This window comes from Massilia phyllostachyos (assembly GCF_021044825.1).
Lineage (GTDB): Bacteria > Pseudomonadota > Gammaproteobacteria > Burkholderiales > Burkholderiaceae_D > Telluria > Telluria phyllostachyos.
The window spans coordinates 365886-391721 of the sequence record NZ_JAJNOC010000004.1 but is presented as its reverse complement, the minus strand read 5'-3'; the positions used below and the strand labels follow the sequence as shown (position 1 = coordinate 391721).

26 protein-coding genes are annotated in these 25836 nt (G+C 66.8%); 14 read left to right on the top strand and 12 right to left on the bottom strand.

Annotation, left to right across the window (positions count from 1 at the left end; genetic code table 11):
* Positions 1-69 precede the first annotated feature (69 nt).
* The 3 genes from LQ564_RS14940 to LQ564_RS14930 all read left to right on the top strand — a co-directional run bounded on the left by LQ564_RS14940 (position 70) and on the right by LQ564_RS14930 (position 4432).
* The gene (locus LQ564_RS14940) at positions 70-1032 is read left to right on the top strand and encodes a GGDEF domain-containing protein (protein WP_231058889.1); all 963 of its coding nucleotides are present in this window, start codon (positions 70-72) and stop codon (positions 1030-1032) included.
* A 102-nt stretch (positions 1033-1134) separates the two neighbouring features.
* Entirely contained in the window at positions 1135-2334 is a 1200-nt protein-coding gene (locus tag LQ564_RS14935) for an ABC transporter substrate-binding protein (protein WP_231058888.1), read from the top strand.
* Between the two features lies 1 nt (position 2335).
* On the top strand, positions 2336-4432 hold the full coding sequence (locus tag LQ564_RS14930; protein WP_231058887.1) for a hybrid sensor histidine kinase/response regulator: 2097 nt from the start codon (positions 2336-2338) through the stop codon (positions 4430-4432).
* A gap of 61 nt (positions 4433-4493) precedes the next feature.
* Here the strand turns inward: LQ564_RS14930 and LQ564_RS14925 are convergent, their stop codons facing one another.
* On the bottom strand, positions 4494-5015 hold the full coding sequence (locus LQ564_RS14925; protein ID WP_231058886.1) for a hypothetical protein: 522 nt from the start codon (positions 5013-5015) through the stop codon (positions 4494-4496).
* Between the two features lie 122 nt (positions 5016-5137).
* Positions 5138-5584 (bottom strand): hypothetical protein, encoded by a 447-nt coding sequence (locus tag LQ564_RS14920; protein ID WP_231058885.1) that lies wholly within the window; start codon positions 5582-5584, stop codon positions 5138-5140.
* A 195-nt stretch (positions 5585-5779) separates the two neighbouring features.
* Between LQ564_RS14920 and sbcB the strand changes: the two genes are divergently transcribed.
* On the top strand, positions 5780-7237 hold the full coding sequence (gene sbcB, locus LQ564_RS14915) for an exodeoxyribonuclease I (RefSeq protein ID WP_231058884.1): 1458 nt from the start codon (positions 5780-5782) through the stop codon (positions 7235-7237).
* Between the two features lie 35 nt (positions 7238-7272).
* On the opposite strand, the gene LQ564_RS14910 is transcribed toward sbcB, so the two are convergent.
* Both LQ564_RS14910 and pyrF read right to left on the bottom strand, forming a co-directional pair.
* A complete protein-coding gene (locus tag LQ564_RS14910; RefSeq protein ID WP_231058883.1) occupies positions 7273-7479 on the bottom strand; it encodes a hypothetical protein in 207 nt (68 codons plus the stop codon).
* 63 nt (positions 7480-7542) lie between these two features.
* Positions 7543-8367 carry an orotidine-5'-phosphate decarboxylase gene (gene pyrF / locus LQ564_RS14905; RefSeq protein WP_231058882.1) on the bottom strand — a complete coding sequence of 275 codons (825 nt, stop codon included), beginning with the start codon at positions 8365-8367 and terminating at the stop codon, positions 7543-7545.
* A gap of 148 nt (positions 8368-8515) precedes the next feature.
* On the opposite strand from pyrF, the gene LQ564_RS14900 reads away from it, so the two are divergent.
* The 7 genes from LQ564_RS14900 (at position 8516) to LQ564_RS14870 (ending at position 13593) form a co-directional block, all read left to right on the top strand.
* Complete coding sequence (locus LQ564_RS14900) at positions 8516-9136, top strand: LemA family protein (RefSeq protein WP_231058881.1); 621 nt, start codon at positions 8516-8518, stop codon at positions 9134-9136.
* A 4-nt stretch (positions 9137-9140) separates the two neighbouring features.
* Positions 9141-10010: a TPM domain-containing protein gene (locus tag LQ564_RS14895; RefSeq protein WP_231058880.1), complete on the top strand. Its 870-nt coding sequence runs from the start codon at positions 9141-9143 to the stop codon at positions 10008-10010.
* A complete protein-coding gene (locus LQ564_RS14890; protein WP_231058879.1) occupies positions 10010-10519 on the top strand; it encodes a TPM domain-containing protein in 510 nt (169 codons plus the stop codon). The genes LQ564_RS14895 and LQ564_RS14890 overlap by 1 nt, the downstream gene beginning before the upstream one ends.
* A gap of 69 nt (positions 10520-10588) precedes the next feature.
* Positions 10589-11359, top strand: coding sequence for an SDR family NAD(P)-dependent oxidoreductase (locus LQ564_RS14885; RefSeq protein ID WP_231058878.1), 771 nt, complete (start codon positions 10589-10591; stop codon positions 11357-11359).
* A 578-nt stretch (positions 11360-11937) separates the two neighbouring features.
* Positions 11938-12249 (top strand): hypothetical protein, encoded by a 312-nt coding sequence (locus LQ564_RS14880; RefSeq protein ID WP_231058877.1) that lies wholly within the window; start codon positions 11938-11940, stop codon positions 12247-12249.
* Positions 12250-12319: 70 nt separating this feature from the next.
* Positions 12320-12721 (top strand): VanZ family protein, encoded by a 402-nt coding sequence (locus tag LQ564_RS14875; RefSeq protein ID WP_231058876.1) that lies wholly within the window; start codon positions 12320-12322, stop codon positions 12719-12721.
* Between the two features lie 281 nt (positions 12722-13002).
* Positions 13003-13593 carry a hypothetical protein gene (locus LQ564_RS14870; RefSeq protein ID WP_231058875.1) on the top strand — a complete coding sequence of 197 codons (591 nt, stop codon included), beginning with the start codon at positions 13003-13005 and terminating at the stop codon, positions 13591-13593.
* Between the two features lie 121 nt (positions 13594-13714).
* Here the strand turns inward: LQ564_RS14870 and LQ564_RS14865 are convergent, their stop codons facing one another.
* The 5 genes from LQ564_RS14865 to LQ564_RS14845 form a co-directional block, all read right to left on the bottom strand.
* Positions 13715-15541, bottom strand: coding sequence for a glycoside hydrolase family 2 protein (locus tag LQ564_RS14865; RefSeq protein ID WP_231058874.1), 1827 nt, complete (start codon positions 15539-15541; stop codon positions 13715-13717).
* On the bottom strand, positions 15538-16626 hold the full coding sequence (galK, locus tag LQ564_RS14860) for a galactokinase (protein WP_231058873.1): 1089 nt from the start codon (positions 16624-16626) through the stop codon (positions 15538-15540). Before galK ends, LQ564_RS14865 begins: the two co-directional genes overlap by 4 nt.
* Positions 16620-17723, bottom strand: a complete 1104-nt coding sequence (locus tag LQ564_RS14855) for a M24 family metallopeptidase (RefSeq protein ID WP_231058872.1) — start codon at positions 17721-17723, stop codon at positions 16620-16622. The genes galK and LQ564_RS14855 overlap by 7 nt, the downstream gene beginning before the upstream one ends.
* Positions 17720-18814: a galactose-1-phosphate uridylyltransferase gene (gene galT / locus LQ564_RS14850; protein WP_231058871.1), complete on the bottom strand. Its 1095-nt coding sequence runs from the start codon at positions 18812-18814 to the stop codon at positions 17720-17722. Before galT ends, LQ564_RS14855 begins: the two co-directional genes overlap by 4 nt.
* A 393-nt stretch (positions 18815-19207) precedes the next feature.
* On the bottom strand, positions 19208-20752 hold the full coding sequence (locus LQ564_RS14845; RefSeq protein ID WP_231058870.1) for a dipeptidase: 1545 nt from the start codon (positions 20750-20752) through the stop codon (positions 19208-19210).
* A 118-nt stretch (positions 20753-20870) separates the two neighbouring features.
* Between LQ564_RS14845 and LQ564_RS14840 the strand changes: the two genes are divergently transcribed.
* A complete protein-coding gene (locus LQ564_RS14840; protein ID WP_231058869.1) occupies positions 20871-21737 on the top strand; it encodes a pirin family protein in 867 nt (288 codons plus the stop codon).
* Positions 21738-21744: 7 nt separating this feature from the next.
* On the opposite strand, the gene LQ564_RS14835 is transcribed toward LQ564_RS14840, so the two are convergent.
* Complete coding sequence (locus LQ564_RS14835) at positions 21745-22140, bottom strand: hypothetical protein (protein WP_231058868.1); 396 nt, start codon at positions 22138-22140, stop codon at positions 21745-21747.
* Between the two features lie 232 nt (positions 22141-22372).
* Between LQ564_RS14835 and LQ564_RS14830 the strand changes: the two genes are divergently transcribed.
* A complete protein-coding gene (locus LQ564_RS14830; RefSeq protein ID WP_231058867.1) occupies positions 22373-23404 on the top strand; it encodes an asparaginase in 1032 nt (343 codons plus the stop codon).
* 4 nt (positions 23405-23408) lie between these two features.
* On the opposite strand, the gene LQ564_RS14825 is transcribed toward LQ564_RS14830, so the two are convergent.
* Positions 23409-24266 (bottom strand): hypothetical protein, encoded by an 858-nt coding sequence (locus LQ564_RS14825; RefSeq protein ID WP_231058866.1) that lies wholly within the window; start codon positions 24264-24266, stop codon positions 23409-23411.
* An 88-nt stretch (positions 24267-24354) separates the two neighbouring features.
* On the opposite strand from LQ564_RS14825, the gene LQ564_RS14820 reads away from it, so the two are divergent.
* Positions 24355-25152: a hypothetical protein gene (locus LQ564_RS14820; protein WP_231058865.1), complete on the top strand. Its 798-nt coding sequence runs from the start codon at positions 24355-24357 to the stop codon at positions 25150-25152.
* On the opposite strand, the gene LQ564_RS14815 is transcribed toward LQ564_RS14820, so the two are convergent.
* Positions 25142-25831, bottom strand: coding sequence for a fumarylacetoacetate hydrolase family protein (locus LQ564_RS14815; RefSeq protein WP_231058864.1), 690 nt, complete (start codon positions 25829-25831; stop codon positions 25142-25144). The two genes, LQ564_RS14820 and LQ564_RS14815, sit on opposite strands and share 11 nt — an antisense overlap.
* Between the last annotated feature and the right edge of the window lie 5 nt (positions 25832-25836).

The following is a 25836-nucleotide window of genomic DNA, read 5'->3' as shown; positions in this document are numbered from 1 at the left end:
AGTCACGCTCAGCAGTTCCAATCGGTTATCATGCCATGACGTAACGACGCTTTCCGCCAGAGACTTTCCTTGGACCAAATCAGCACCTTCGGCGCCTCCCGCTACGCCGTGCGCGACCTCCAGCTGTTCCGCGATGCCGACGACCCGGGCGTCGTGGCGGCGCTCGCCCCTTGCGCGGTGATCAAGGTGGCGGCCGGCGCCCGCGTCGAGGATGGCTTGCGCGCGCGTCTCTACATCGTGCTGTCGGGTTCGCTCGAAGTGGCGCCGGATGCGCACAGTGTCGACGATTCCGGCACCACCCGCGTGCTGCCCGGCGAAAGCGTGGGCGAGCAGGCGGTGCTGGACGACGCGGTCAACCTGGCCGCCATGACGGCGCTCGAGGACTGCGAACTGCTGGTGATCGAACCCGAGCTGGTGTGGCAATTGATCGACCGCTCGAACGGGTTGGCGCGCAACCTGCTGCGCCTGCTGTCGTTCCGGGTGCGCGCCGCCAACGCCCAGTTGAAGCGGCGCCAGAAGCTGGGCGAGTTCTACCGGCAATTGTCGCTGAACGACGGCCTGACCGGCCTGTACAACCGCGCCTGGCTCAACGAGATGCTGCCCAAACTGGCCATGCGCGCGCGCCAGGACGGCAGCCCGCTGTCGATCGTCATGGTCGACCTCGACCACTTCAAGCGCTTCAACGACACCCACGGCCACATCGCCGGCGACGCCGCCCTGTCGAGCGCGGCCGGCGTGATCCGCGATTCGTTGCGACCGTCGGACTTTGCCGTGCGCTATGGCGGCGAGGAATTGATGGCGGTGTTGCCGGACACGCCGCTCGGCCTGGCCGAGATGGTGGCCGAGCGCCTGGCCGAACGCCTGCGCACGGCCATGGTGTTCCCCGACATGCGGCTGCCGCTGCCGCACGTCACCGGCTCCTTCGGCGTGGCGACCCTGGCGGCGGGCGACGATGAGCACGCCCTGATGGCGGCGGCCGATGCCGCGCTGTACCGCGCCAAGCAGGCGGGGCGTGACCGGGTCAGCGTCTAAATCTGTTGTTTTGAGGCAATAAATGCTTGCCTTCGAGCGCGTGCGCGGACTCTCTTCGCACAGCGCGGTTTACAATGGTGGATTGCGTTTTGTCCAACACCTATGCCGCTCTCCTTTCCCTCCTGTCTGAACCGCGCGTTTACCGCCCTGCTACTTGCCTTGTCGACCGTCTGCACGGGCGCGCTGGCCGGGCCGGCGCCGGTGCGCGTCGGCCTCGACGCCGAGTTCGGCCTGGACAACAGCACCTCGGCCCAGGCGGTCGAACTGGGGATGCGGGCGGCGATCCACGAGATCAACCGCGCCGGCGGCGTGCTCAAAGGCCGTCCGGTCGAACTGGTCACCCGCGACCATCGGTCGATTCCCGCGCGCGGCATCCGCAACATCGAGGAATTCGCGCGCATGCCCGACCTGGTCGCCGTCTTCGGCGGCCGCTTCAGTCCGGTGATCATCGAGGAACTGCCGACCCTGCGCGCGACCCGCACCCTGTTCATGGCGCCGTGGTCCTCGGCCGACGCGATCATCGACAACGACATGCAGCCGAACTACGTCTACCGCCTGTCCCTGCGCGACAGCCTGGCCATGCCCAGGCTCCTGCAGACGGCGCGCAAGCGCGGCCTGAACAAGGTCGGCCTGCTGCTGACCAACACTTCCTGGGGCCGCAGCAACCTGGCCGCCGCCGAGAAATTTGTCGCGGCGAACAAGGACATCACCATCGTCCAGACCGCCTGGTACAACTGGCGCGACCAGACCCTGGTCGCGCGCTACCAGGCGCTGCGCAGCGCCGGCGCCCAGGCCATCGTGCTGGTCGCCAACGACGACGAAGCGGCGGTGCTGGTGCGCGAAGTGGCGGCCTTGCCGAAACGCGAACACCTGCCGATCCTGAGCCACTGGGGCGTGACCGGCGGCGAATTCGTGCGCCAGGCCGGGCCGGCGCTGAACAAGGTCGACTTCTCGGTGATCCAGACCTTCTCCTTCTTCAAGGCCGACAAGAAGCCGCTGGCGCGCTTCATGCAGAGCGCCGCCGCGATCTCGCCGGTGCGCAAGATCGAGGACATTCAGGGACCGGTCGGTGTGGCCCATGCCTACGACCTGATGCACATCCTGGCGAAAGCCATCGACCTGGCCGGCAGCACCGACCGCAAGGCGGTGCGCGACGCGCTGGAGAAAGTGCGCGCGCACCAGGGCCTGGTCAAGCACTACGCGCCGCCGTTCGCTCCGAACCGCCACGAAGCCCTGGGCCCGCGCGAACTCCTGATGGCGCGCTACCGGCCCGACGGCGTGCTGGTGCCGACCGGCGACTGACATGATGGCGTGGCCCACCTTCGCGACCCGAAGCCTGACGCAGCGCTTCGCCTTCGCCTCGGCCGTGCTGGCCGCGGCCGCCGTGCTGCTGGTGGCGGCGGCCTCGTTCTGGCTGGTGAATCGCCAGCACAATGCCGCGGTCGCGCTGCTGGAGGGGCGCGAAGCCGCCTTCCAGGCGCGCACCGTGGGCGACACCCTCGCGACCCTGGCCTCGCGCATGGACGAGGTGGCGGGCAGCCCGATCCTGGCCACCGCCCTGGTCGACAGCGCGGGCCGGGAAACCTATCTGGCGCCCTTCATCAACGGCCTGCGCCAGATCAACGGCATTCCGGTCCAGGTCCTGTTCACCGATTTCGAAGGCAAACCCATCGCCGGCAACGGCTCCGAGCGCTTCGATCCGGCGCAGCTGGCCTGGCTGCGCGCGCGCCTCGACGAAGGCAAGGAAAGCGCGGCCATCTTCCGCCAGGGCCCGCAGGCCGAACTGGTCGGCGTCAGCCTGCTGCGCTATTCGCGCACCAATACCCCGGAGGGCGCGCTGCTGTACAAGGTCAGGATGCAGGACCTGCGTCCCGGGACCGCATCCGCCCTGGGCTGGCAAGGACAGATGGCGGCACGTGCGCACAGCCCCGGCACCGAAGTCCCGGTCAGGGTGCCGCCGCTGTTCGCGCACCTGGGCTTGAGCCTGCGGGTCGACGCGTCCGAACTCGGCCACCTGCTGGCGACGCCCTGGACCCAGTACAGCCTGATCGGCGGCAGCGCCGCGCTGATCGCCCTGCTGGTGTTCCTGCTCGGTTCGCGCTTCTCGCTGGGCCTGACCCAGGACCTGCGCAAGCTCGAACAGTTCGCCGGCCGGATCGGCCAGGAAGGCATCGATGAACAGCGCGCGGAACTGGCCGGCAGCAGCGAAACGATCAACCTGGCGCGCTCGATCAACGGCATGCTCGACCGCCTGCACCGCCAGCAGGAACACCTGCAGCGCGAGCACCGGCGCAAGGACGAATTCCTGGCGATGCTGGCGCACGAGCTGCGCAATCCGCTGGCGCCGATCAGCAGCGCCGCCCAGTTGCTGCGCGTGCTGTTCGCGAACGAGCCGCGGATCCGCCAGACCAGCGAGGTCATCTCGCGCCAGGTCGCGCACATGACCCACCTGGTCGACGACCTGCTCGACGTCTCGCGCGTCACGCGCGGCCTGGCCACGATCGAGCAGGCCGACGTCGAACTGGGCGCGGTGCTGCGCGAGGCGGTCGAGCAGATCACCCCGCTGATCGAGGCCCGGGGCCACCGCCTGACGGTGGACATCGCCGGCCAGCCCCTGCCGGTGTGCGGCGACCGCACCCGCCTGATCCAGGTGGCGGCGAACCTGCTCAACAATGCAGCCAAGTACACACCGGACGGCGGCGAACTGCGCGTCGCGCTGCGCCAGGAAGGCGAGATGGCGGTGCTGCGGGTCGAGGACAACGGGATCGGCATCGGCCCCGACCTGCTGCCGGTCGTGTTCGACCTGTTCACCCAGGCCCAGCGCACACCGGACCGCGCCCAGGGCGGCCTCGGCCTCGGCCTGGCGCTGGTGAAAAAGCTGGTCGAACTGCACGGCGGCGCCGTCGAGGCGCACAGCGGCGGCGCGGGACAAGGCAGCAGTTTCACCGTGCGGCTGCCGCTGCTGGCGGCCGGCCACGGTATGGTCGCAACGCCGGCTGCCGCGGCCGGCACCGGCATGGCGGAGGCCAGCCGCATCCTGGTGGTCGACGACAACGTCGACGCCGCAGACACGCTCGCCATGCTGCTCGATACCGCGGGACACCGGGTGACGGTGGTGCATTCGGCGCAGGCCGCGCTGGAGGTAGCTGGGCGAGAAACCTTCGACTTCATCCTGCTCGACATCGGCTTGCCCGACATGAGCGGACACGAGCTGGCGCCGGCCCTGAAGCGCCTGCCGTGCTGCGCGGACGCGGTGCTGATCGCGGTCAGCGGCTACGGCCAGGAACAGGATCGCCGCATGTCGCGCGAGGCGGGGTTCGCGGCGCACCTGGTCAAGCCGATATTGGCGGATGAGCTGATGGCAACGATTGCGCGGCTGGAAGCGGCGCCGGCTGCGTAGCTGGCCTGAGCGGCTTCGATGTCGTCAAGCCGGCCCTTTGTCAGCCCAAACAGACTTGGCCTTATGGGTCGATATGCTGGGCGCAAACGGTCAGCAGGTGCTTGACCGATCCAGGCATGCATTCGTAGCGATATCCTCGTGCGACACATTCGAATACGGAGTCATGAAAGGAAAAGATGAAGTGGCGCTTGCCTTCATAAAACCGCTCCGGGTCGTGCTGCGGATGAACCGAATTCATAATTTCGAGTTGTCTTATCCATTCGGAATTGATCACCTCGAATACGCCATAAGGCCGTAGCCCCTTGCTGGCAAGCCGGTGGCCACTGAACGCCTCATCGTTCGGTGGGCCAAAAATGTGCATAGTGGGATGTTCAAAATGGACGACGACGCATTGCTCATCAGTCGAAGCAACATCCACGACGCGCACTGTTTTCCCATCGCACTCGAGATCCCTATCTTCCAGGATGAAAACGAGGGCGAGTCTGTCTTCGGTCGCGATGACCGCGGGAAACGGTGCACCGATCGACGACTGTGGAAAATCGTCGACTAACACAACGCTTTCGGAATCGAACGAAGCGACCATATCTGCTTACACTCCCTAGTTGTACCATGCATTCAGTGTTTGCTCGCGGACCTGCCGATGACTTTCGCATCGGTCAACTCCGCAAAGTACTCGAGCATGTGTCTGGGCTGGGGGCGGACGATTCACTCGGCTTGATGCTCCCGGACGCGGATGCCGAAATACGGCTTGCCACTCACTTCTTCCCGCGCGATCCGGTACGTGAAATGGCCTTTTCCCAAAGGCGTCTCTCCAAGATAGTCATCAGGGATCGATTCGAAGCTCGTGCCAGCCGCCACCAGGCGCAGGCTGGCGTAGCGGTAGGCGCTCGTCAACGGCTGATAGCCGCTGATACCGCCGACCGGCAAGTCTCCGAACGGAACGCCGTTGACGCGGACCTGCCGGAGCGGCAGGCCGGTGTCGTTGGCAATACGGATCATCGACGTTGGAGCACCGGATTGCGGTTGACGCCCGACGGCCAGCGCAACCAGCACGGCGACGGCGGCAAGCATCGCGACCAGCGCAGTCAGGGTACGTCGCAGCCCGCCGTCGATGCGGTCCGCTTCTGTCTCCACACTCGTCTCGCTTCCCATGCGCCACCTCCGCAACTGATCTCTTCATGCCGGCTTGCAGAGCAAAACAGTCTGCATGCCTTGTTTTAATGATACGTTTTCGTGCCGCCGAACTCCCGGTTTGTGGCCAGGCAGGTCATGACGGCTGACGTTGCCCTCAATCTGTGCCACCATGGCGCCTGCCCGCCGCCCCATGCGGCGACACCATAAGAATACATGAGCACGCATACCTTCCTCTGGCACGACTATGAAACCTTCGGCGCGACCCCGCGCCGCGACCGGCCCGCGCAGTTCGCGGCCATCCGCACCGATGCGGAACTGAACGAAATCGGCGAGCCGATCATGCTGTACTGCCAGCCGGCGCCGGACTTCCTGCCCGATCCGCAATCCTGCCTGATCACCGGCATCACGCCACAACACTGCCTCGAGCACGGTGTGCCCGAGCACGAATTCGCGCGGACGATCGAAGCCGCCTTCAGCGAGCCGAACACCATCGGCGTGGGCTACAACACGATCCGTTTCGATGACGAGGTGACGCGCTTCCTGTTCTGGCGCAACCTGATCGACCCGTATGCGCGCGAGTGGCAGAACGGTTGCGGCCGCTGGGATTTATTGGACGTGGTGCGCATGACCTATGCGCTGCGCCCGGACGGCATCGAATGGCCGTCGCGCGAAGACGGCAAGCCGAGCTTCCGCCTGGAGCACCTGACCGCCGCCAACGGCCTGTCGCACGAGTCTGCCCACGACGCCCTGTCCGACGTGCGCGCGACCATCGCGCTGGCGCGCCTGATCCGCCAGAAGCAGCCCAAGCTGTTCGACTTCTGCCTCGAGCTGCGCCGCAAGGACCGCGTCGCGGCCGAGATGGGCCTGCACCTGGATCCGGCGGCGCGCCAGCCCTTCCTGCACGTGTCCGGCATGTTCCCGGTCGAGTACGGCTGCCTGGGCCTGGTCTGGCCGCTGGCCCAGCATCCGACCAACAAGAACGAGATCCTGGTGTGGGACTGCCGCCACGATCCGTCGGAATTGTTCGAACTCGACGTCGAGACCATCCGCATGCGCATGTTTACGCGCACGAGCGAACTGCCGGAAGGCGTGACGCGCCTGCCGATCAAGAGCGTGCACCTGAACAAGTCGCCGATGCTGGTCGGGAACCTCAAGACGCTGCACCCAAGCATGGCGACGCGCTGGAACATCGACCTGGACCGCGGCCGCGCGCATGCGGCGCTGGCGGTGTCGGGCGCTTCCAGCCGCGACATGGCGGCGATCTGGGCCGAGGTGTTCAAGAAGCCCACCGGGGCCACGCGGGTAGACGTCGACGAAGACCTGTACGGCGGCTTCGTCAGCAACGGCGACCGGCGCAAGCTGGAATCGCTGCGCAGCGAGAAGCCCACGGCGCTGGCCGGCATGCGGCCCTCCTTCGAGGACGAGCGCCTGGCCGAACTGCTGTTCCGCTACCGCGCGCGCAACTTCCCGCAGACCTTGTCGGACGACGAGCGCCAGCTGTGGGAAGCGCACCGGGCGGCGCGCCTGTTCGAGGGCGAATACGGGGCGCGCACGGTCGACCAGTTGTTCATGGAGATCGATACGCTGTCGGAAAGCGCGGACGAGCGGGCCGAGGAAATCCTCGGGGCGCTGTACGATTACGCGGAAGGAATTGCGCCGAACAGGTATTGATGGCGCGGCAGTTGTCGACGGCGGCGCTTGCCTGCTCAGGCGCCGTCGGAACTATCCTTCAGCACTTCTTCCAGCTCTTTCTCGAGCAGCTTGCGGTCGCGCGCGTTGGTATAAAGCATCCAGCCGAGCACGGCAACTGCAACGATAGCAAACGCCAGGATACCGAGCATGCCGCCTCCACAAGGGGTTGAAAATCTTAGTACAAAATCGCGCGTGTCAGAAAAAGTCAGCACGCCGTCCATGCATGAAGCGTCGCTCCGGCGCAGGCCGGAGCCTCATTTCCCAAGCAAGCCGCAAGCGCTCGCTCATCCCCGCCGCGCTACATTGATCGCATCGCGCGTCTCCTGCGCAACCCGGCGCGCGGCCGCCGCGAAATCCTCGCCGTCCTGCGGCGCCGCATACAGGATCGCCCGCGAGGAATTGATCATCATTCCGGCGCCATCCGCCGAACGCCCGGCCTTCACGGTCGCCTCGACATCGCCGCCCTGGGCGCCGACGCCCGGGATCAGCAGCGGCATGTCACCCACCAGCTTGCGCACCTGCGCGATCTCGTCCGGGAAGGTGGCGCCGACCACCAGCGCCAGCTGGCCGTTGCGGTTCCACTTCTCGGCGACCAATTGTGCCACGTGCTGGTACAGCGGACGTCCGCCGACGTCGAGGAATTGCAGGTCCGAGCCGCCCGCGTTCGAGGTGCGGCACAGCACGATGACGCCGCGGTCCGCCCACTCCAGGTAGGGCTCGACCGAATCGAAACCCATGTAGGGGTTGACCGTCACGGCATCCGCACCGTAGCGCTCGAAGGCTTCGCGCGCGTACTGGTGGGCGGTGGCGCCGATGTCGCCGCGCTTGGCGTCGAGCACGATCGGGATGTGCGGGTAGTGATTGCGCAGGTAGGCGCAGATCTGTTCGAGCTGGTCTTCGGCGCCGAGCGCGGCGAAGTAGGCGATCTGCGGCTTAAAGGCGCAGGCCAGGTCGGCGGTGGCGTCGATGATGGCCTTGCAGAACTGGACGATGGCGTCCGGCTGGCCCTGCAGGTGCGCGGGGAAGCGCGCCAGGTCCGGGTCGAGCCCCACGCAGAGGAGCGAGTCGTTGCGGGTCCATGCCGCGGAAAGCTTGTCGATGAAAGTCACGTGGGGCCTCTTGTCGGTCTGATGTTGCAAACCCAATATTGTACCCGCCGGCCTCCGATCCGGGCCCACCCAAGCCGATGATGCGCCGGAATATCTTTACATACTGTATATTTTGACCATTCGACAACTTGCCATGGATAAAACGATCATGACATTCCCCCGCTTCTCCTTCTTCTCCCGCTGGACCCGCCTGCTTGCCACGGCCCTGGTCGCCGGCTCCCTGCTGTCCGGTTGCGGCTACAACGACTTCCAGACCAAGGACGAGGCGACCAAGGCGGCCTGGGGCGAAGTAGTAAACCAGTACCAGCGCCGGGCCGACCTGATTCCGAACCTGGTGAACACGGTCAAGGGCTACGCTTCGCACGAACGCGAAACGCTCGAAGCGGTGACGCGCGCCCGCGCCGCCGCGACCAGTTTCCAGATCACGCCGGAAGTGCTGAACAATCCGGAAGCGTTCAACAAGTTCCAGCAGGTGCAGGGAGAATTGTCCGGCGCCCTGTCGCGCCTCATGGCCGTGTCGGAAAAATATCCTGACCTGAAGGCCAACGAGAACTTCCGCGACCTGCAGTCGCAGCTGGAAGGCACGGAGAACCGTATCACGGTGGCGCGCCAGCGCTATATCGCCGCGGTGCAGGACTACAACGTCACCGTGCGCAAATTCCCGAACAACCTGACCGCGATGGTGTTCGGCTACGAGACCAAGCCCTCGTTCACGGTCGAGAACGAAAAGGCGATCTCGACTGCGCCGACGGTCGACTTCGGCAAGTAAGACCATGGGGGCGATCGAAGGCCGCATGCGCGCACTGTGGACCGGCTGCCTGGCCTGCATGCTGGCATTGATGCTGGCGAGCCCGGCCTTTGCCCAGCTCAAGCCGGTGCCGGCGCTGAGCGGGCGCGTCGTCGATGAAGCCGGCATGCTCGACCCCGCCCAGCGCGAACGCCTGACGGCGGTGCTGGCCGACTACGAGACCCGCACCGGCAGCCAGATCGCGGTGCTGCTGGTCAAGTCGACCGAGCCGGAAGCGATCGAGCAGTACAGCATCCGCGTGACCGATGCCTGGAAGCTCGGCCGCAAGGGCATCGACGACGGCGTGCTGCTGATGGTCGCGCGCGATAATCCGAGTTCCTTGCGCCGCCTGCGCATCGAGGCCGGACGCGGCGTGCAGGGCGTGCTGACCGATGCGCAATCGAAGCGCATCCTGCAGAATGTGATCGCGCCGCACTTCCGCCAGAACCATTATTACGAAGGCCTGGTGGCCGGTGTCGGCGCCATCGCGACCTTGCTGAACAAGGAAAGCTTCCCTGCACCAGCCCAGCAGGGGGCGCCGCAGCGCCAGGTGGAGTCGAGCGGCGCCGGCGGTTTCTCGCTGTTCGGCATCTTCGCGCTGGTCATCGGTTTCATGTTGCTGCGTTCGATCTTCCGTCCGCGCCGCGGCCGGCTGTCGCCGAACCACTGGGGCCGCGGCAGCAATAGTGGCCTGGGCAATGTTGCGACCGGCATCATCATCGGCAATATCCTCGGCAATATGCATCATGGCGGCGGAGGCGGCTTTAGCGGAGGCGGCGGTGGATGGAGTGGCGGCGGCGGTTTTTCGGGTGGCGGCGGCAGCTTCGACGGCGGCGGCGCCTCGGGAGATTGGTAATGGGTTTCGGACAACGATTCGGGCGCGCGTGGCGCCACCTGACGAGCAGCAGCGCCGACGCCAGGCGCGCCTTCCCGGAAGCGACCCTGGTCGCGATCGGTGAGGCGATCACGGCCGGCGAGCAGACCCACCGCGGCGAGGTGCGCCTGATCGTCGAGAAAGGCCTGTCTTTCGATGACGCCTGGGACGGCGTCACCAACCGCCAGCGCGCCGTAGCCCTGTTCGCCGACTACGGCGTGTGGGATACCGAAGACAATTGCGGCGTGCTCATCTACATCAACCTGGCCGAGCACAAGGTCGACATCGTCGCCGACCGCGGCATCGACCGCAAGATCGACAGCGCCACCTGGCAGGCCGTGTGCCGCACGATGACGGAGGGCTTCCGCCAGGGCCAGTTCCATGATGCGACGCTGGCCGCCGTCGCGCACGTCAACGCGCTGCTGCAGGAACACTTCCCCGCGAATGGCGCGCGGCCGAACGAGCTGCCGGACCGGCCCTTGATGCTGTAGGGCGCGCCGGCTGCTTCGTTCGGCTCCCGGCTGGTTACAATGCCGCTTTCCCATTTTTGAGAGCCCGCCATGAGACTAGCCAACAAGACCGCGATCGTCACCGGCGCCAGCCAGGGCATCGGCCTGGCCTGCGCCCAGCGCCTGGTGCAGGAAGGCGCGCGTGTCATGCTCGTCGACGTCCGCCCGGAAGGCGCGAACGCCGCTGCCGCCCTCGGCGAGGCCGCCCGCTTCCAGCTGGCCGACGTCGGCATCAAGGCCGACGTCGACGCGATGGTCGCCGCCACCCTGGCCGCCTTCGGCCAGGTCGACATCCTGATTAACAATGCCGGCGTCACCCACGCGGCGGATTTCCTCGACCTGGAGGAAGAGGACTTCGACCGCGTCCTGCGCATCAACCTCAAGTCGATGTTCCTGTGCAGCCAGGCCGTCGCCCGCGAGATGGTGAAGCGCCAGCAGGGCTGCATCATCAATATGTCGAGCGTCAACGCCGAGCTGACGATTCCCAACCAGGTGCCGTACGTCGTCTCCAAGGGCGGCGTGAACCAGTTGACGCGTGTCAGCGCCATCAGCTTGGCCCGGCACGGCATCCGCGTGAATGCGATCGGACCGGGAACGATCCTGACCGAACTGGCGAAGAAAGCCGTGCTCGGCAGCCCCGAGGCACGCCACACCATCCTGTCGCGTACGCCGCTCGGCCGTTGTGGCGAGCCGGAAGAGGTCGCGTCGATCGCCGCCTTCCTGGCGAGCGACGATGCGTCCTACATGACCGGTCAGACCCTGTACGCCGACGGCGGCCGCATGGCGCTGAACTACACGGTGCCGGTACGCGATGAAGCGTAGTTTTGCGAGAAAGAGACAGTTGCACTAGATATGCGATAAATCAATGTCTGGTATCTGTATTTGCAATTGGACATATATATCGCGTCGCAACATAATGGCACCTGTCTCCACTATTCTCCTCCAAGAAAATAGTTTTAAGCCCGCCTCGAGCGGGCTTTTTTTTGCCCGTTCAAAACACCCTGGTCCGCGCGTCCTGCGCGATATGGTTCAGATCGGGGATCTCTGGATCAGTTCGACGTTTCAAACATACGCTTGATACGCGTCATAGCGTGGTCACAATCAGCCCATATACTTTGACTCACCTGCCACACACGCAACCGATATGCGTGGTTGCAGCAGGTGTGCTGCGCCAAGGGTGCAACACACCAACCGAATACGTCTCTTGGCCCGATCTTGGGTTGTGCCCGCCAGTTCCTGGCGGGCATTTTTTTCTCCGCGCCTCTCTTTGCATTGGCAGCATGCTCACGAAATCTGGCGGAACAGCTTGAAGCAGCGCCGGATTTGGCTATGATGAATCTCGCACCCTGCGTTCCCCTCATCCGTAGGGATGCCGACAACAGATAACGGGAGCTTGTTTTATGAGTTTTCATGCGACCTCTGCGCATCCGCCCGAATCCGGCGTCGCCTGCCGCCGCAGCCACGTCGACGGCAATCTTGTTCTGAGCGAACTCAACCCCCACGCCGTCATCGACCGCTCCGGCGACACCGGCATGTCCCTCACGCTGCTGACCTTCGGCAGCGTGCGCGAAGTCTGTCCGAAGTGCCAGCAGACCCACCTGAAGCTCGTGCTGCGACAGAACAGCGTGCGCATGGCGCACCTGTTCTGTCCCGATTGCGAGAGCTGTTTCGACGCCCATTACCGGGACGGCGCCCCGGCGCTCACGATCTGAGCAGGAAAGCGGTGTGGCCGCCAAGCAGGGCGGCATGATATCGTTGGCATTTGCCCAACGCCCTGCCGTCATGCCCGCCGTCCTGTCGCTGCTGCTGCTCGATCCCCGCCTGCGTCCCGCCCGCATCAAGCTGGCCCTGCTGCTGTATGCGGGGGTGATTGTGGCCGGTTCGATCCCCGGCGCGCGCGCCGAGGTCGGCGAATTCGCGCCGGGCGTGGTGCTTCACGGACTGACCTATGCCTTCCTGTCCATGCTGTGGTTCCTCGGCAGTAGCGGAAGCGGGCCGGTGCGCGCCGCCAAGGCGGTGCTGGCGATCGCGCTGATGGGCGCCGGCGACGAGCTGGTGCAGAGTTTCCTGCCCTACCGCAGTGGCGCCGTCGCCGACTGGATGATTGACGTCGCCGCGGCCTGCCTGACCAGCACGGCGCTCGCCTTCCTGGTCCCGCCCGCCGAAGCCACGCGCCGGCGCTGACCATTTTGACTGTCCGGAAATTGCGGCTTCCACAGCCTGCTTGATTCAGCTCAGCTCCAACCCGAGTCAGCCGGAACGCTGGCGCGCTTCGCCCCTCTCACTCCAGTGGCAGCTTGCATCGTCACGCATCTGACGAGGGTATGAAAAATTCCGCCATGGCTGCGTTGCCTCGTCTTGCCGTACTAGCGTACTGTCGTCGACTCGGCGCCGGATCGCCGGACCGCTTGCCCTGGCGGTGTTTTCACACCCTCGATATGAACATCCACCATAAGGAGTTAATCATGAAGCAAAAACACCAGAGCATGATCCTGGCGGGCTTGCTGGCGGTGTCGCTGGGCATGGCGGGGTGCTCCTCCATGCGCGGCGGCAGCGGCGAGTCCTCGAGCGGCAGTTCGGGCACCAGCAGCACCTCGGGCGGGTCGAGCGGCACGAGCGGTTCGACCGGCACCGGCGGTTCGAGCAGCTACGGCTCGGGCAGCGCCACCGATGCGTCTGGCAACCCCACCGGCACCAGCGGCAGTTCGGGCACGTCGGGCACCTCGGGCAGCAGCGGTTCGTCCGGCTGGGACCAGTCCGGCAGCACCAGCAGCGGCGCATCCGGCAGCGCGGGCGCCACCACCGCCGGCGCCGCCTCGCCCAACAGCACCGTGCTGGCCATCGAGGTAATGCCGCCGTCCGGCAGCGCGGGGAGTTCCGGCAGCGCGGGCAGCACCGGCTCGAGCGGCGCGGCGGGCAGCACCGGCAGCGCCAACAGCTACCGCATCACCGTGCGCATGGACGACGGCAGCAGCCAGGTCATCACGCAGGAGACCACGCCGGACTTCCGCAGCGGCGACCGGGTGAACGTCAGCAGCGGCGTCATCCAGCGCTGAAAGGGGCGCGGCCGAGCCCGCCATCGCCAGGCACGCCCCAAGGAAAAACGCGCACCGGTGGTGCGCGCTTTTGTGTTTGCCCGTGTTTGCCCGGCCCTGCCCGGCCGGACCGGATCAAGACTCAGGGCATGCCGGTTCCGCCCGGAATGCCGTCGCCTTCCGTCTCGATGTCCTTCTTCTGCTGCGCCACGTTGCGGGTGGCGGCGCTGATGACGTCCAGCGGCAGCTTCGGCGTGCGGTCGGCATTGAGCAGGCCGTTCGCCTCCTGGAAGGTATCGGTGAACTGGGTATAGCAGAAACCGCTGAACATGAAGGTTTCGTTCACGACCTTCAGCAGCCTGCGGTACAGCGACAGGTAGCTGTCGGCCGAGTGCGCGCGCGAATAGCCCCAGGTCGTCTTGTCGGCGTCCGGGTCCTGCTTCGGATCGTAGGCGATGCCGCCGAATTCGGTCAGCACGATCGGCTGGCCGCGGTGCGGGAAGCCGTCCAGGGTCAGGATGCGGCCGCCCGGACGCCGCTGATCGAACAGGGTCCGCACCGGGTCGGTGACGGCATAGCGCGCCTCCAGCTTTTCCGGGTCGCAATCATAGTCGTGGATGCCGAGGATGTCGGTGGCCGAGGCTTCCCAGCCGTCGTTGCCGATCACCGGACGGGTCGAGTCCAGGGTGCGCGTCAGGTGGTACAGGGCCTCGACCGCGTTGCGGTGCGCCTGCGTCAAGGTCAGGTTCGGCACGCCCCACGATTCGTTGAAGGCGACCCACACGATGATGCAGGGGTGGCTGTAGTCGCGCTGGATCGCTTCCGTCCATTCGCTCACCATGCGGCTGATGGCGCGCGAGCTGAAGCGGTAGGCCGACGGCATCTCTTCCCACACCAAGAGGCCCAGCCTGTCGGCCCAGTACAGGAAGCGCGGATCCTCGATCTTCTGGTGCTTGCGCACGCCGTTGAAGCCCATCAATTTCACCAGCTCGACGTCGCGTTTCAGGTGCTCGTCCGAGGGCGCGGTCATGAAGGATTCCGGCCAGTAGCCCTGGTCCAGCACCAGGCGCAGCTGGTAGGGACGGCCATTGAGCATGAAGCGGTCGCGGTTGATCGAGACCGAGCGCAGCGCCGTGTAGGAGCGGATGCGGTCGAGCACGCGGTCGCCGCAGCGCAAGGTCACCTCGGCATCGAGCAGGGTCGGACGTTCCGGACTCCACAGGATTTCATTACGCGAATCGTCGATGCCGGGGTCGGACAGCGCGATCTTGCGGTTCGCCTCGCCCCCCAGCAGCTTGTAGTAATCGTCCGCCAGCAATTGCTCGCCGTGCCAGATCTTGACCTCGACGAACAGCTCTTCTTGGGTGTGGCCGGCGGCGAACACTTCGCAGCCGATCTCGTAGGTCTCGAAAATCGGGGTCCAGCGCAGCGAGGCGATATAGGTGTCTTCCACCTGCTCGACCCACACGGTCTGCCAGATGCCGGTGGTGCGCGGATACCAGATCGAGTGCGGTTCCAGCAGCCAGTCCTGCTTGCCGCGCGGTTTCGCCAGGTCGGCCGGGTCGTCCTCGACGAACACGGTCACCACCTGCTTGCCGTCGGCGTTCATGGCGCCGGTGATGTCGGCCTGGAACGGCGTATGGCCGCCTTCGTGCTCGGCCACCAGCTGGCCGTTGACCCACACCCGCGCAGCGTAGTCGACCGCGCCGAAGTGCAGGATGGTGCGCTTGCCGTTCGGGCTGAGCTCGAATTCGCGCTCGTACCAGACGGCGCGGTGGAAACCGGTGTCCTGGATGCCACTCATTTCCGTCTCGGGCGCGAAGGGCACGGTGATCTCGTGGGTCCATTCGCCGACACCCTCCGGCATCGAGTACTTCAGCTCGTCGTCGAAGGTGAAGCGCCAGGTGCCGTTGAGGTTGATCCAGTTGTCGCGCACCAATTGGGGACGGGGATACTCGAACTGATTCATTGTTGTCCTTTCTGTTCAGCCGGAACCGGGATCAGGATCCGGCCTTGACGGTCATTCTTGTTGTAGGCCGCCAGCGCGTTGGCGGCCGCTTCCTGCGCCTGTCCGGCACGGCACAGCGCCACGCAGGCGCCGCCGAAACCAGCGCCGGTCAGGCGCGCCCCCAGCACGCCGGGCTGCTCGCGCAGGCGCGCGCACAGTTCGTCGAGCTCGGGGATCGAGACTTCGTAATCGTCGCGCAGGCTGAAGTGCGAAGCGTTCATCAGTTCGCCGAAGCGCTCCGGGCTCACGCCCTGCGCCGCCTCCAGCACGCGCAGGTTTTCCTGCACCACGTGGCGGGCGCGCTCGCGCATCGGCGACGGCAAGCCTTCCACCGTGGACGGATCGGTCACGTCGCGCAGCGCCTGCACGCCCAGCTTGCGCGACGCTTCCTCGCACTCGGCGCGGCGTTCGTTGTACTTGCTGGCCGCCAGGGTGCGCGCCACGCCCGAGTCGATCACGATCAGTTCGGTCCCGGCCGGCATCTGCACCAGGCGATGCTCGAGCGTGCGCGCATCGATGAACAGCATATTGTTCTCGTCGCACAGGCTGGACGCCATCTGGTCCATGATCCCGCAGTTCACGTGGGCGTACTCGATCTCGGCGCGCTGGGCGATGCGCGCCAGCTTGACGTCGTCGAGTTCGAAGCCGAGCAGCGCGCGCATGGCGCGCAGGGTCGCCACCTCGAGCGCCGCAGAGGACGACAGGCCCGAGCCGACCGGCAGATCGGTGGTGATGTAGACGCGCAGCGGCGGCACCTCCACCCCCTCGGCCTGCACCAGCCGGATGCAGCCCTCGATGTAGCTGCCGAAGCCCTGCGGCGGGCTGCCGTCGGCCGCGAAGGTGACGGTGTCGTCGAAGGTCGGCGAATACAGGTGGAAATGCCCGTCGCCGCTGCGGCTCATCGCCACCAGCGTGCGCTGGGGCGTGGCGACCGGCAGCATGAAGCCGTCGTTGTAGTCGGTGTGCTCGCCGAGCAGGTTGACGCGCCCGGGGGCCGACGCGTTCACTTCCGGCGCGCCGCCGAAGAAGGTGTCGGGGTTCAGCATGATTGCGCCTCCAGCCAAAGGGGCCGCTTGCGGCCATGTACGTCCAGCGCCGGCCAGGCCGGGTCGAACGTGAGATTCTCGAGGCCATCTGGCCCGAGCAGGAAAGTGTCTTCGATTTTCACGCCCGCGAAGCTCGGATTGAAGGCGAAGGCCATGCCCTCCTCCAGCTCGGTCGCGGTGCTCGGGCTGGCCACGATCTCGCGCGCCCGGTAGCCGGTGATGCCGCCCTGGTGGTGCTCGCGGATCGCGTTCTCGCGGTCGGCATGCTTGTAGGCGGCCGCCAGCGTGTGGTACACGGCCGACAGCGACTTGCCCGGCTGGACGTCGGCCAGGGCCGTGGCCTCGACCTCCATCAGCGCGCGCTGATCGTCCAGCGGGGCCGTGCCGAAGGTCACGAAGCGGGTCAGGCTGGCGTGCAGGCCGTGGCGGCGCGCGCAGAACACCAGCATGGCCTGCTGCCCGATCGGTTCAATCGACGGCGTCGCGTTGCGGTAGGCCGCCAGGCGGCGCGCGCCGGCCGCCAGCACCAGGGCCGGATGGATGCCGCGCCGCCACAGGGCGTCGGCGCCGGCGCCGGCCAGCTGATGTTCGGTCCAGTCGGGTTGGGCGCGGCGCAGCACTTCCGTCATCGCCTCGGCCGCCTCGCGGCCCAGCAGACGATAGCGTTCACGCTCGCCCTCGTCCAGCACCAGGCGGCGCAGCTTCAGGGCGTGCGGCAGCGGCTGCTCGCCGTTGGCGGGACGGTCGGAAAAGATGGTGCGTCCGGCGGCCGCGCCCTGCACGTAGCGTTCGCGCAGCTCGGGCTCGGCCCAGGGCTCGATGTGGAAGGTGAAGCCGGCCGGGATCTCCTCGACGCGCAGGCGCTCGGCCTCGATCTCGTCGGTCAGGATGCAGGCCTCTTCCGGCGTCACGAGCACCTCGGCGACGCCGGCGTCGGTGGTGTGCAGCACCGCGCTCGAGCCGCCGGCCGTCAGCCAGGCGAACCAGTCGACGCCGCGCAGCCGGATCGCACCCCCGCTCGCCGCTGCGAGTTGCGCGCGCAGGACCGCCAGCTTGTCCGCGACTTCCGCCGCGCGCGCGTCCATCCCTGCCGTCATGCGCGGTCCTCCAGACTCACCTCGACCTGCTGCAGCTCATAGGCCGTGGTCTCGGGCAGCACGTCCATCGCGAACATGCCGGCCGCGAGCTCGGTGCCGGCCAGGTACTTCAGGCGGTCCTTGGTGCGGTAAGGCGGATAGAACTGGGCGTGCAGCTGGGTCTCCGGATGCTCGGCGCCGTCGGTGGGCGCCTGGTACCAGGCCATCAGGTAGGGGAAGGGCCGGTTCCACAAGGTCTCGAACTTGAGCAGCACGGTCTTCAATGCGCGCGCCAGGCCTTCGCGCTGCGGCGGCGTGAGCGCGGCGAAATCCTTGCACGGCGCGGTCGGCATCACCCACACCTCGTAGGGGTAGCGGGCGCAGGCCGGCACGAAGGCGATCGCGTAATCGTCCTGGTACAGCACGCGCTTGCCGTCGGCGGCCTCGTCGCGCGCCATGTCGCACAGCAGGCTGCTGCCGTGCTGCAGGAAGTATTCGCGCTCCTGCGCCAGCTGGCGCGCCGGCACCGCCGGGATGAAGGGATAGGAGTAGATCTGGCCATGCGGATGGTGCAGGGTCACGCCGACTTCCGCGCCGCGGTTCTCGAACGGCAGCACGTAGTGGATGTTCGGATGGCTGCCTACCCGCGTGGTGCGGTCGCCCCAGACCGACAGCAGCAGCTCGATGCGCGACAACGGCAGCGAGGCCAGCGAACTGTTCGGATCCTGGGTGAACACCACCACTTCGCAGTGGCCGTTGGCGGGCGCGGTCGGCACCGTGACGGTAGGCGGGTCGTGCGACTCCAGCGCCAGCGAGGGAAAGCGGTTGTCGAACACGGCGATCTCGTAGTCGCCGGCCGGCATCTCGGTCGGGTGCTCGGGATCGCTGATCGGCGCCAGCGGGTTGTACTGCGGCGGCGGCTGGTAGGTGCGGTTCTGGCGGAAGGCCGCGTAGGTCACCCATTCGCCGCGCAGCGGGTGCCAGCGCAGGTGCGGGTTGGCGTGCTGCGGATCGGGAAACGGGCTGGGCGCGGTGAGGCCTTCCGGGATCGGCTGGTTGCTGTACAGGGTGATGTTGCGTCCGTCCGGCTTCTTGAGATCTTGGCTGTGCATGGCGTCCAGTGAATGTCGGGCATGGTTGAGCGAATGCGCGCGAGCCGACACCGGCCGAACCGGGGTCCTCGCGTTCTGAAAAACCATCCTATCATGCTGTTTTCACCACATTTTCTCCCTGGCATTCGTGCATTTTCCAGCCGTTAATACCGCCCCTGTAACGGAAATATGCTGTTGCAGCATAGGTCCTTGTCGCACCAAGGGAAACGGGGTTTAAGCCATAGTGCGGACACCTCTTTTGTAGGCACGGTCCTACAATACGATCAGATGTTTTGGCACATCTCGGCGAGCCATGCACCTACAAACTCTGCATGAGCGGGAATGGTCGGATACCTACCAAAAACAAAGCCCCGGTCAGTGCCGGGGCTTTGCGAATGCCGATGTCATCCAGATTTATTTGGCGAGCTCCACCAGCACCGCCGTGTACATCTGCAGGTTCAGCAGCAACTGCTTCTCGGTCATGAACTCGTGCTCCGAATGGCCGGTGTAGACCTTGCCCGGCATCGCCGGACCGAAACTGACCGCGCTCGGGAACAGGCGCGAGTTGGTGCCGCCGCCGACCGAGACCGGTTGCGGGTCCTTCATGCCGGTGAAGTACGAGAACACGCCCATCAGGGTCGGCAGCTGCGGCGCATTCTTCTGCAGCCAGGGGTCGCTGATGCGCACCGTGACGTTCGCCAGCGGAACCTGGCGGCTCTGCCACTGGGCCAGCGCGGCGTTCACCTCGTCGGTCAGCTGGGCGATCGTCTTGCCCTGCGGGCGGCGCATGTTGATGGAGACCTCGATGCCATCGTCACGCTGCTTGATCACGGTGGGCGCGAAGGTCATCGGGCCCATGAAGCTGTCGCGGTAGGCGATGTTGCCGAACTTCTCGCCGTAGATGCCGGTGCCGACCATCTCGTTCAGGTAGTTCACCACGCCGCCGGCGGTGGTGTTGGCCCAGGGGCGCACGGCCAGCGCATCGGCCAGCATGCTGATCGCGTTGACGCCGTCTTCCGGTTTCGACGAGTGGGCCGACACGCCCTTGGCCTTGATGTTCAGGTTGCCGCCTTCCCAGCCGAAGGTGTACTGCATGCCTTCCTGCCTGGCGCCGCGCGCGCGGATCTGCTTTTCCAGTTCCGGGCTCGCATTCGCGATGGTGGCGCTGGCGTCTTCCGGGATCTGGCTGCCGAAGAAGCCGCCGGCAAAGGCCGCCACGTGCGGCTCGCCCGCCGGCGGCGCCACGGCGCCGGCCTTCGGCACGGTCACGGCGACCACGCCGTAGCCCTTTTCCGCCGTCACCGCCGGGTACTCGGCGTCGAGCGTGATGTTCATCTGCGGCGGCTGGTGGGTTTTCAGGAATTCGACCAACGGCTGCCAGTCCGATTCCTCGCCCATGTACACGTACAGCTCGATGCGCTTGGACAGCGGCACCTTCTGGTCGCGGATCGACTTCATCGCATACAGGGCGGTGGCGATCGGGCCCTTGTCGTCCTCGGCGCCGCGCGCCAGCAGCTTGCCCGGCTCGCTGGTGCGGTCCAGGATGAAGGGCGACTTCTTCCACTTGCTCGGGTCGACCGGCTGCACGTCGCCGTGGGTGATCACGCCGACGCGGTCCTCGCTCTTGCCCAGGCCGACGACGACCGTCCAGCCATGGTCGGTGAAGTCCAGGCCCAGGCGCTCGGCTTCCGCCTTGAGGGCTGCCTTGAAGGCGATGTGGACCGGGTTCTTGTCGGACGGGACGTTCGGGTCGGCCACCGTGTTGAAGCTGACCAGCTTGGCCAGGGTGTCGACGATGTCCTTGCGGTAGGTCGTGACCGCGTACTTGGCGGTGGTGACGGCGACGTCGCCCGGCGGGGTGCCGCGCACGGCGGCCGGCGTGGCGGCGTGGACGAGTTCCGGCGCGGCGCCGGCGAAGGTGGCCAGCAGCAGGCTGGCAAGCAGGGTGTTCCGAATCATGGGTGGCCGTCTCCAGTTTGCAAAAGCGCAACAAGAATAGCACAGGGGCGTGCGCCCGGCAGGCGGGCAATCGCGGTATCGTAGGCGTCAATCGAACCCACTTTTGGAGCACCCCAACATGACCGACAGAAGCGTCCACCGGCTGCATCCCGCGATGCGCGACGACATCGGCGACCTGATCACGCAGCGGCCCCTGCCCGGCCCGCACATTGAGCAGCTCGACCCCTTCCTGTTCCTCAACCACCACGGCCCGCAGACCTATCCGCCGCATAACCGCGGCCTGCCCTTCGGCCCGCATCCGCACCGCGGCTTCGAGACCGTCACCTTCATCCTCGAGGGCGAGCTGGCGCACCGCGACAACGCCGGCCACGAAAGCATCATCGCCGCCGGCGGCATCCAGTGGATGACGGCGGGGCGTGGCATCGTGCATGCGGAGGTGTCGCCGCGCGCCTTCCTCGAGACCGGCGGGCCGGTCGAGATCCTGCAGCTGTGGATCAACCTGCCTTCGCGCCTGAAGATGAGCGAGCCGGCCTACACCGGCCTGCAGCGCGCCGACATTCCGACGCTGGAGCTGGACGGCGGCAAGGTGTCGCTGGACCTGATCGCGGGCGAGTACGAAGGCGGCACCGGGCCGGTGCGGTCGCTGACGGGAGTCTTCATGAGCACCGTGCGCATGCGCGCCGGCGGCAAGATCCGCTTCGAAGGCCTGGAGAGCCGCAGCGTGTTCCTGTACGTGGTGCGCGGGCTGCTCCAGGTGGGCTCGCACGACGACCAGATCACCGCCATGCATCTGGTGGAACTGGACGACAACGGCGGCGCGGTCGAGCTGCGCGCCGAGCACGATACCTTCGTGGTGTTCGGCCATGCGGAACCGATCCGCGAACCGGTGGTGGCGCATGGCCCCTTCGTGATGACCACGCGCGAGGAGATCGCGCAGGCCATCCAGGATTACCAGGCCGGACTCTTCGGCGCGGCCCTGGCCTGAGGCGCCATCAGCCCTGCGGCGCGGAGGTCACCTGCACCGTGGACGGGTGCGCGCCGACGTAGTCCTCGAAGCTGAGCCCCAGGCCGCGCTCGGCGCCGACGAAGCGGCCGTGGCCGACCTGCACCATCTCGACCGGACCGTCGCCGAGGTCGGCGTACAGCGTGCGCGCCTTGCCGGCCGACTTGCCGGTCACGCGCAGACGGCGGCCGTCGTCGAGCACATAGACGCCCTGCACGCCGGTATAGGTCATCGCCGCGAGCGGCTTGTGCGTCGGCTGGGCGCCGACCACGTTGACGCGGCCGGCGCCGGCGTCGTAGGTGACGGTGGCGGCGCCACTGTCGTCGGCGCTGGCATTGAGAGACATGAGTGCGATGGCGGATGCGATCAGGAGTTTGGTGCGCATGATGGTGATTCCTTTCGGGTGACTGAGGTTTCGGAATCGCCAGCGTCGTGTGCGTGGTCTGGCGATGTAGGGAGTCTAGCCAGGTGCGAGCTGGCAACAAGCGCCATGTGCCGAAGTGCCGGTCTTGCACGACGAACGGTGGATTTCCCGTGCTGGACGGGAGGTGCATACGCGTGCGTCGGCCGCTTCGATAAGTGGCTACAGTAGGGCTTTCCCATCCGCGAAGCGTCCCATGCAAGCCATCCCTCTCGTCGCCACCACGCGCGGCTATCCCGACACCGGCAAGGTGGTCGAGAACGTGCACGCTGGCTCGGTCGCCGTCGTCGACGTCCACGGCCGCCTTCTTTACAGCGCGGGCGATCCGCACTACCCGACGTTCACGCGTTCGGCACTGAAGCCCTTCCAGGCCCTGCCCTTCCTGCTGTCCGACGGTCCGGCGCGCTATGGCTTGTCGCGCGACGAGCTGGCGCTGCTGTGCGCCAGCCACTCGGGCGAGGACAAGCACCTGGCGGGCGTGTCCTCGATCCTGGACAAGATCGGCCTTGACCCCGGCCACCTCGAATGCGGCTGCGCCACCCCGCTGTTCTACGAGTTCACCGGCCAGCAGGTGCCGAACGAAGCGCGCTTCACGCCGCTGCACCACAACTGCTCGGGCAAGCACAGCGGCTTCCTGGCCTGGTGCCGCCTGCATGGCGCGCCGACCGCCGGCTACGTCGAGCGCGGGCACCCCTTGCAGCAGGCGATCCGTTCGACCCTGGCCGAGACCGTGGGCATGCCGGCGGACAGCATGCCGACCGGGATCGACGGCTGCTCGGCCCCGAACTACGCGATGCCGCTGTCGAAGCTCGCGCATCTGTACGCGCGCCTGGGCCAGGGCAGCGCCGACCCCGTGCTGGGCGGCGCCATGGGCATGCTGCTCGATGCGATGACCGGCCGCCCGGACCTGGTCTCGGGCACCGAACGCACCGACCTGCACTGGATGACGGCGGGCGACGGCGACTGGGTGGCGAAGATCGGCGCCGACGCGGTGCAGGCGATCGGCGTGCGCTCGGCCGGCATCGGCGTCGCCATCAAGATCGCCGACGGCAACAGCCGCGCGCTGCATCCGGCCGTGCATGCGACCCTCGACCAGCTCGGCCTGCTGAAAGGGATCGATGATGAGAGGCTGGGCGTGATCGAGCGCTATCGCCAGCCGCCGATCCGCAATGCGCGCGGCACGGTGGCGGGCGATATCCGGCCGCTGTTCACCTTGAAGCTCGCCTGACGTCCTATGCGGCCAGGCGCCGCAGCATGGCGGCGATGGCCTCGACCACCGCCGCATCGTCCCAGTAGCTGTTGTGGGAGAAGGGATTCCAGCTGCGCAGCAGCAGGCTGCCGACGCCGCCGCTGGCGTTGATGGCGCGGTCCTCGACCAGGGCGCGGTAGCCGTTCGACAGCGGCTGCAGCGGCCAGCCCAGCACGTCGTCGGGGTCGTAGAAGTTGATCCACTTGAACAGCGGCGTGGGCGGCGCGATCGGGATGATGTGCATCTCCTTGTGCGCGGCCACGAAAATCGGGATGTTGCAGCCGGTCGTCACCAGGCCGGCGCAGGTGCCGGCCGCCAGGTAGCGCTTTTCGCTCGCCGTCAGCGGACGCGTGAAGTGGGCCGCGGCCCAGGCGTCGATATTGCGCCAGATGCCGGCGCCGACCGGCTTGCCACTGGCCGCCTTCTGGGCGTCGTAGATGTAGCTCGACAGCAGCTGGCAGCCGAGCGACTGCGCCACGAACACCACCGGGGAACCGGGCCGCGCCGCATGCGCCGACAGCAGCGCCCTGGCGATCTCGCCCTGCGCCTCTTCGTAGACCGAGCCGGGCATTTCCTTGCGGTTTTCCAGCCCGGCGGCGTCGCCAAAACCGTAGAGCACGAACTTGCGCAGGTCGGCGTAGCGCAGCGGCGCCCTGCCCTGCATCCGGCGCCAGACCTCGTTCTCGTTATCCTGCAGGATCTTCTGGTAGTAGGCCGAGCGCATCGCCACCTTCCCGGCGGTCGCGCCCAGCAGGCCGCGCAGGCGCGCCATCAACGCGTCGGCATAGTCTTCCGGGGTTTCCCCCATCCCGTGCACCGTGATCAAAGCCACTTCGGACATGGCATTCTCCCCTTGTCCGGACAGCGTACCAGTTTTCGCGTCCGCACAGGAGACCGCCGCGCGCGCTACCATGGCGCTTTCATCCACGATGAGACACCCGATGCCGGACGTGCTGTTCAACCGCTACCGCGAGACGATCCGCAGCCTCGACCTGGCCGCCGTCGCCACCCCGCACCAGATTCCGCCGGCCTTCCTGCTCGGCCGCGAAGGGCGCTACAGCGCGCACTACATTCCCTTCGAATCGGTCCACGAACACGCCCGCGTGGTGGTGGTCGGGATCACGCCCGGCTTCGCGCAGTGGAAGAACGCGATGCGCGAGGCGCAGCGCCAGTTGGCGGCGGGCAGCGACGACGACGCCGTCCTGCATGCGGCGCGCCTGGCGGGCGCCTTCAGCGGCGCGATCCGGCCCAACTTCGTGGCCCTGCTCGATGCGATCGGGGTGCAGCACTGGCTCGGCATCGCCAGCTGCGCCACCTTGTTCGATGCGGATGCGGGCCTGGTGCAGGTGAGCGGGATCCTGCGTCATCCGATTTTCGTCGACGACAAGAACTACAGCGGCTCGCCGCCGATGACCAGGCATGCGTTCCTGCGCGAGCAGGTGCTGCGCTATTTTGCGCACGAGGCCAGGCAGCTGCCGAATGCCTTGTATATCCCGATGGGGGCGAGCGTGAGCCTGGGACTGGACTGGCTGGCGGAGGAAGGGGTGATCCGGCGCGAGCGGATTTTGCATGGCTTGCCGCATCCGTCGGGGGCGAATGCGGAGCGGGTGGCGTACTTCTTGGGGAAGAAAGAACGAAGCGCGCTGTCGGCGAAGACCAACGGCGCGCAGATCGATGCGGCGCGCGCCGCGCTGCTGGCGCAAATGGGGCAGTTGTTTACGCGATAGACAGTGCGAACGTCGCCACTCCCTCCACCCCGCCGCGCAGCTGGTCGCCAGGTTTCAGCGCCGCCACGCCGGCCGGCGTGCCGGTGTAAATCAGGTCCCCCGGCGCCAGGGTGACCAGCCGCGACAAGGTCGCAATCACCTCGGGAATCGACCAGATCATCTCGTTCAGGTTCCCCTCCTGCTTCACCGCGCCATTCACCTCGAGCCAGATGCGCGCATCCTGCGGGTGCCCCAGCGTCGCCGCGGGAACGAGATCGCTGCACGGCGCCGACGCGTCGAAGCCCTTGGCCATGTCCCAGGGCCGGCCGCTGTCCTTGGCGACCGACTGCAGGTCGCGCCGGGTCAGGTCCAGGCCGACGCCATAGCCCCACACCAGGCCGAGGGCGTCGGCCGGGTCGATGTCCGCGCCGCCCGCGCCCAGCGCCACCACCAGCTCGACCTCGTGGTGCAGGTCTTGCGTCGCGGGCGGATACGGCACGGCGCCGCTGGCCGGCACCACGGCGTCGGCCGGCTTGGTGAAGAAGAAGGGCGGCTCGCGGTTCGGGTCGCTCCCCATCTCGCGCGCGTGGGCGCCGTAGTTGCGGCCGACGCAGAACACGCGGCGGACCGGGAAGCGCTGCTCGGAATTGGCCACGCCCAGCGATGGCTGGACGGGCGCCTGGATGACGTAGGAGGACATGCGGA

Excerpts from the sequence above, each read along its gene's own strand:
- LQ564_RS14935 (WP_231058888.1), top strand. The coding sequence starts at position 1,135 with ATGCCGCTCTCCTTTCCCTCCTGTCTGAACCGCGCGTTTACCGCCCTG.
- LQ564_RS14930 (WP_231058887.1), top strand. The coding sequence starts at position 2,336 with ATGATGGCGTGGCCCACCTTCGCGACCCGAAGCCTGACGCAGCGCTTC.
- LQ564_RS14925 (WP_231058886.1), bottom strand. The coding sequence starts at position 5,015 with ATGGTCGCTTCGTTCGATTCCGAAAGCGTTGTGTTAGTCGACGATTTT.
- LQ564_RS14920 (WP_231058885.1), bottom strand. The coding sequence starts at position 5,584 with ATGGGAAGCGAGACGAGTGTGGAGACAGAAGCGGACCGCATCGACGGC.
- sbcB (WP_231058884.1), top strand. The coding sequence starts at position 5,780 with ATGAGCACGCATACCTTCCTCTGGCACGACTATGAAACCTTCGGCGCG.
- LQ564_RS14910 (WP_231058883.1), bottom strand. The coding sequence starts at position 7,479 with ATGGACGGCGTGCTGACTTTTTCTGACACGCGCGATTTTGTACTAAGA.
- LQ564_RS14900 (WP_231058881.1), top strand. The coding sequence starts at position 8,516 with ATGACATTCCCCCGCTTCTCCTTCTTCTCCCGCTGGACCCGCCTGCTT.
- LQ564_RS14895 (WP_231058880.1), top strand. The coding sequence starts at position 9,141 with ATGGGGGCGATCGAAGGCCGCATGCGCGCACTGTGGACCGGCTGCCTG.
- LQ564_RS14890 (WP_231058879.1), top strand. The coding sequence starts at position 10,010 with ATGGGTTTCGGACAACGATTCGGGCGCGCGTGGCGCCACCTGACGAGC.
- LQ564_RS14885 (WP_231058878.1), top strand. The coding sequence starts at position 10,589 with ATGAGACTAGCCAACAAGACCGCGATCGTCACCGGCGCCAGCCAGGGC.
- LQ564_RS14880 (WP_231058877.1), top strand. The coding sequence starts at position 11,938 with ATGAGTTTTCATGCGACCTCTGCGCATCCGCCCGAATCCGGCGTCGCC.
- LQ564_RS14875 (WP_231058876.1), top strand. The coding sequence starts at position 12,320 with ATGCCCGCCGTCCTGTCGCTGCTGCTGCTCGATCCCCGCCTGCGTCCC.
- LQ564_RS14870 (WP_231058875.1), top strand. The coding sequence starts at position 13,003 with ATGAAGCAAAAACACCAGAGCATGATCCTGGCGGGCTTGCTGGCGGTG.
- LQ564_RS14865 (WP_231058874.1), bottom strand. The coding sequence starts at position 15,541 with ATGAATCAGTTCGAGTATCCCCGTCCCCAATTGGTGCGCGACAACTGG.
- galK (WP_231058873.1), bottom strand. The coding sequence starts at position 16,626 with ATGCTGAACCCCGACACCTTCTTCGGCGGCGCGCCGGAAGTGAACGCG.
- LQ564_RS14855 (WP_231058872.1), bottom strand. The coding sequence starts at position 17,723 with ATGACGGCAGGGATGGACGCGCGCGCGGCGGAAGTCGCGGACAAGCTG.
- galT (WP_231058871.1), bottom strand. The coding sequence starts at position 18,814 with ATGCACAGCCAAGATCTCAAGAAGCCGGACGGACGCAACATCACCCTG.
- LQ564_RS14845 (WP_231058870.1), bottom strand. The coding sequence starts at position 20,752 with ATGATTCGGAACACCCTGCTTGCCAGCCTGCTGCTGGCCACCTTCGCC.
- LQ564_RS14840 (WP_231058869.1), top strand. The coding sequence starts at position 20,871 with ATGACCGACAGAAGCGTCCACCGGCTGCATCCCGCGATGCGCGACGAC.
- LQ564_RS14835 (WP_231058868.1), bottom strand. The coding sequence starts at position 22,140 with ATGCGCACCAAACTCCTGATCGCATCCGCCATCGCACTCATGTCTCTC.
- LQ564_RS14830 (WP_231058867.1), top strand. The coding sequence starts at position 22,373 with ATGCAAGCCATCCCTCTCGTCGCCACCACGCGCGGCTATCCCGACACC.
- LQ564_RS14825 (WP_231058866.1), bottom strand. The coding sequence starts at position 24,266 with ATGTCCGAAGTGGCTTTGATCACGGTGCACGGGATGGGGGAAACCCCG.
- LQ564_RS14820 (WP_231058865.1), top strand. The coding sequence starts at position 24,355 with ATGAGACACCCGATGCCGGACGTGCTGTTCAACCGCTACCGCGAGACG.
- LQ564_RS14815 (WP_231058864.1), bottom strand. The coding sequence starts at position 25,831 with ATGTCCTCCTACGTCATCCAGGCGCCCGTCCAGCCATCGCTGGGCGTG.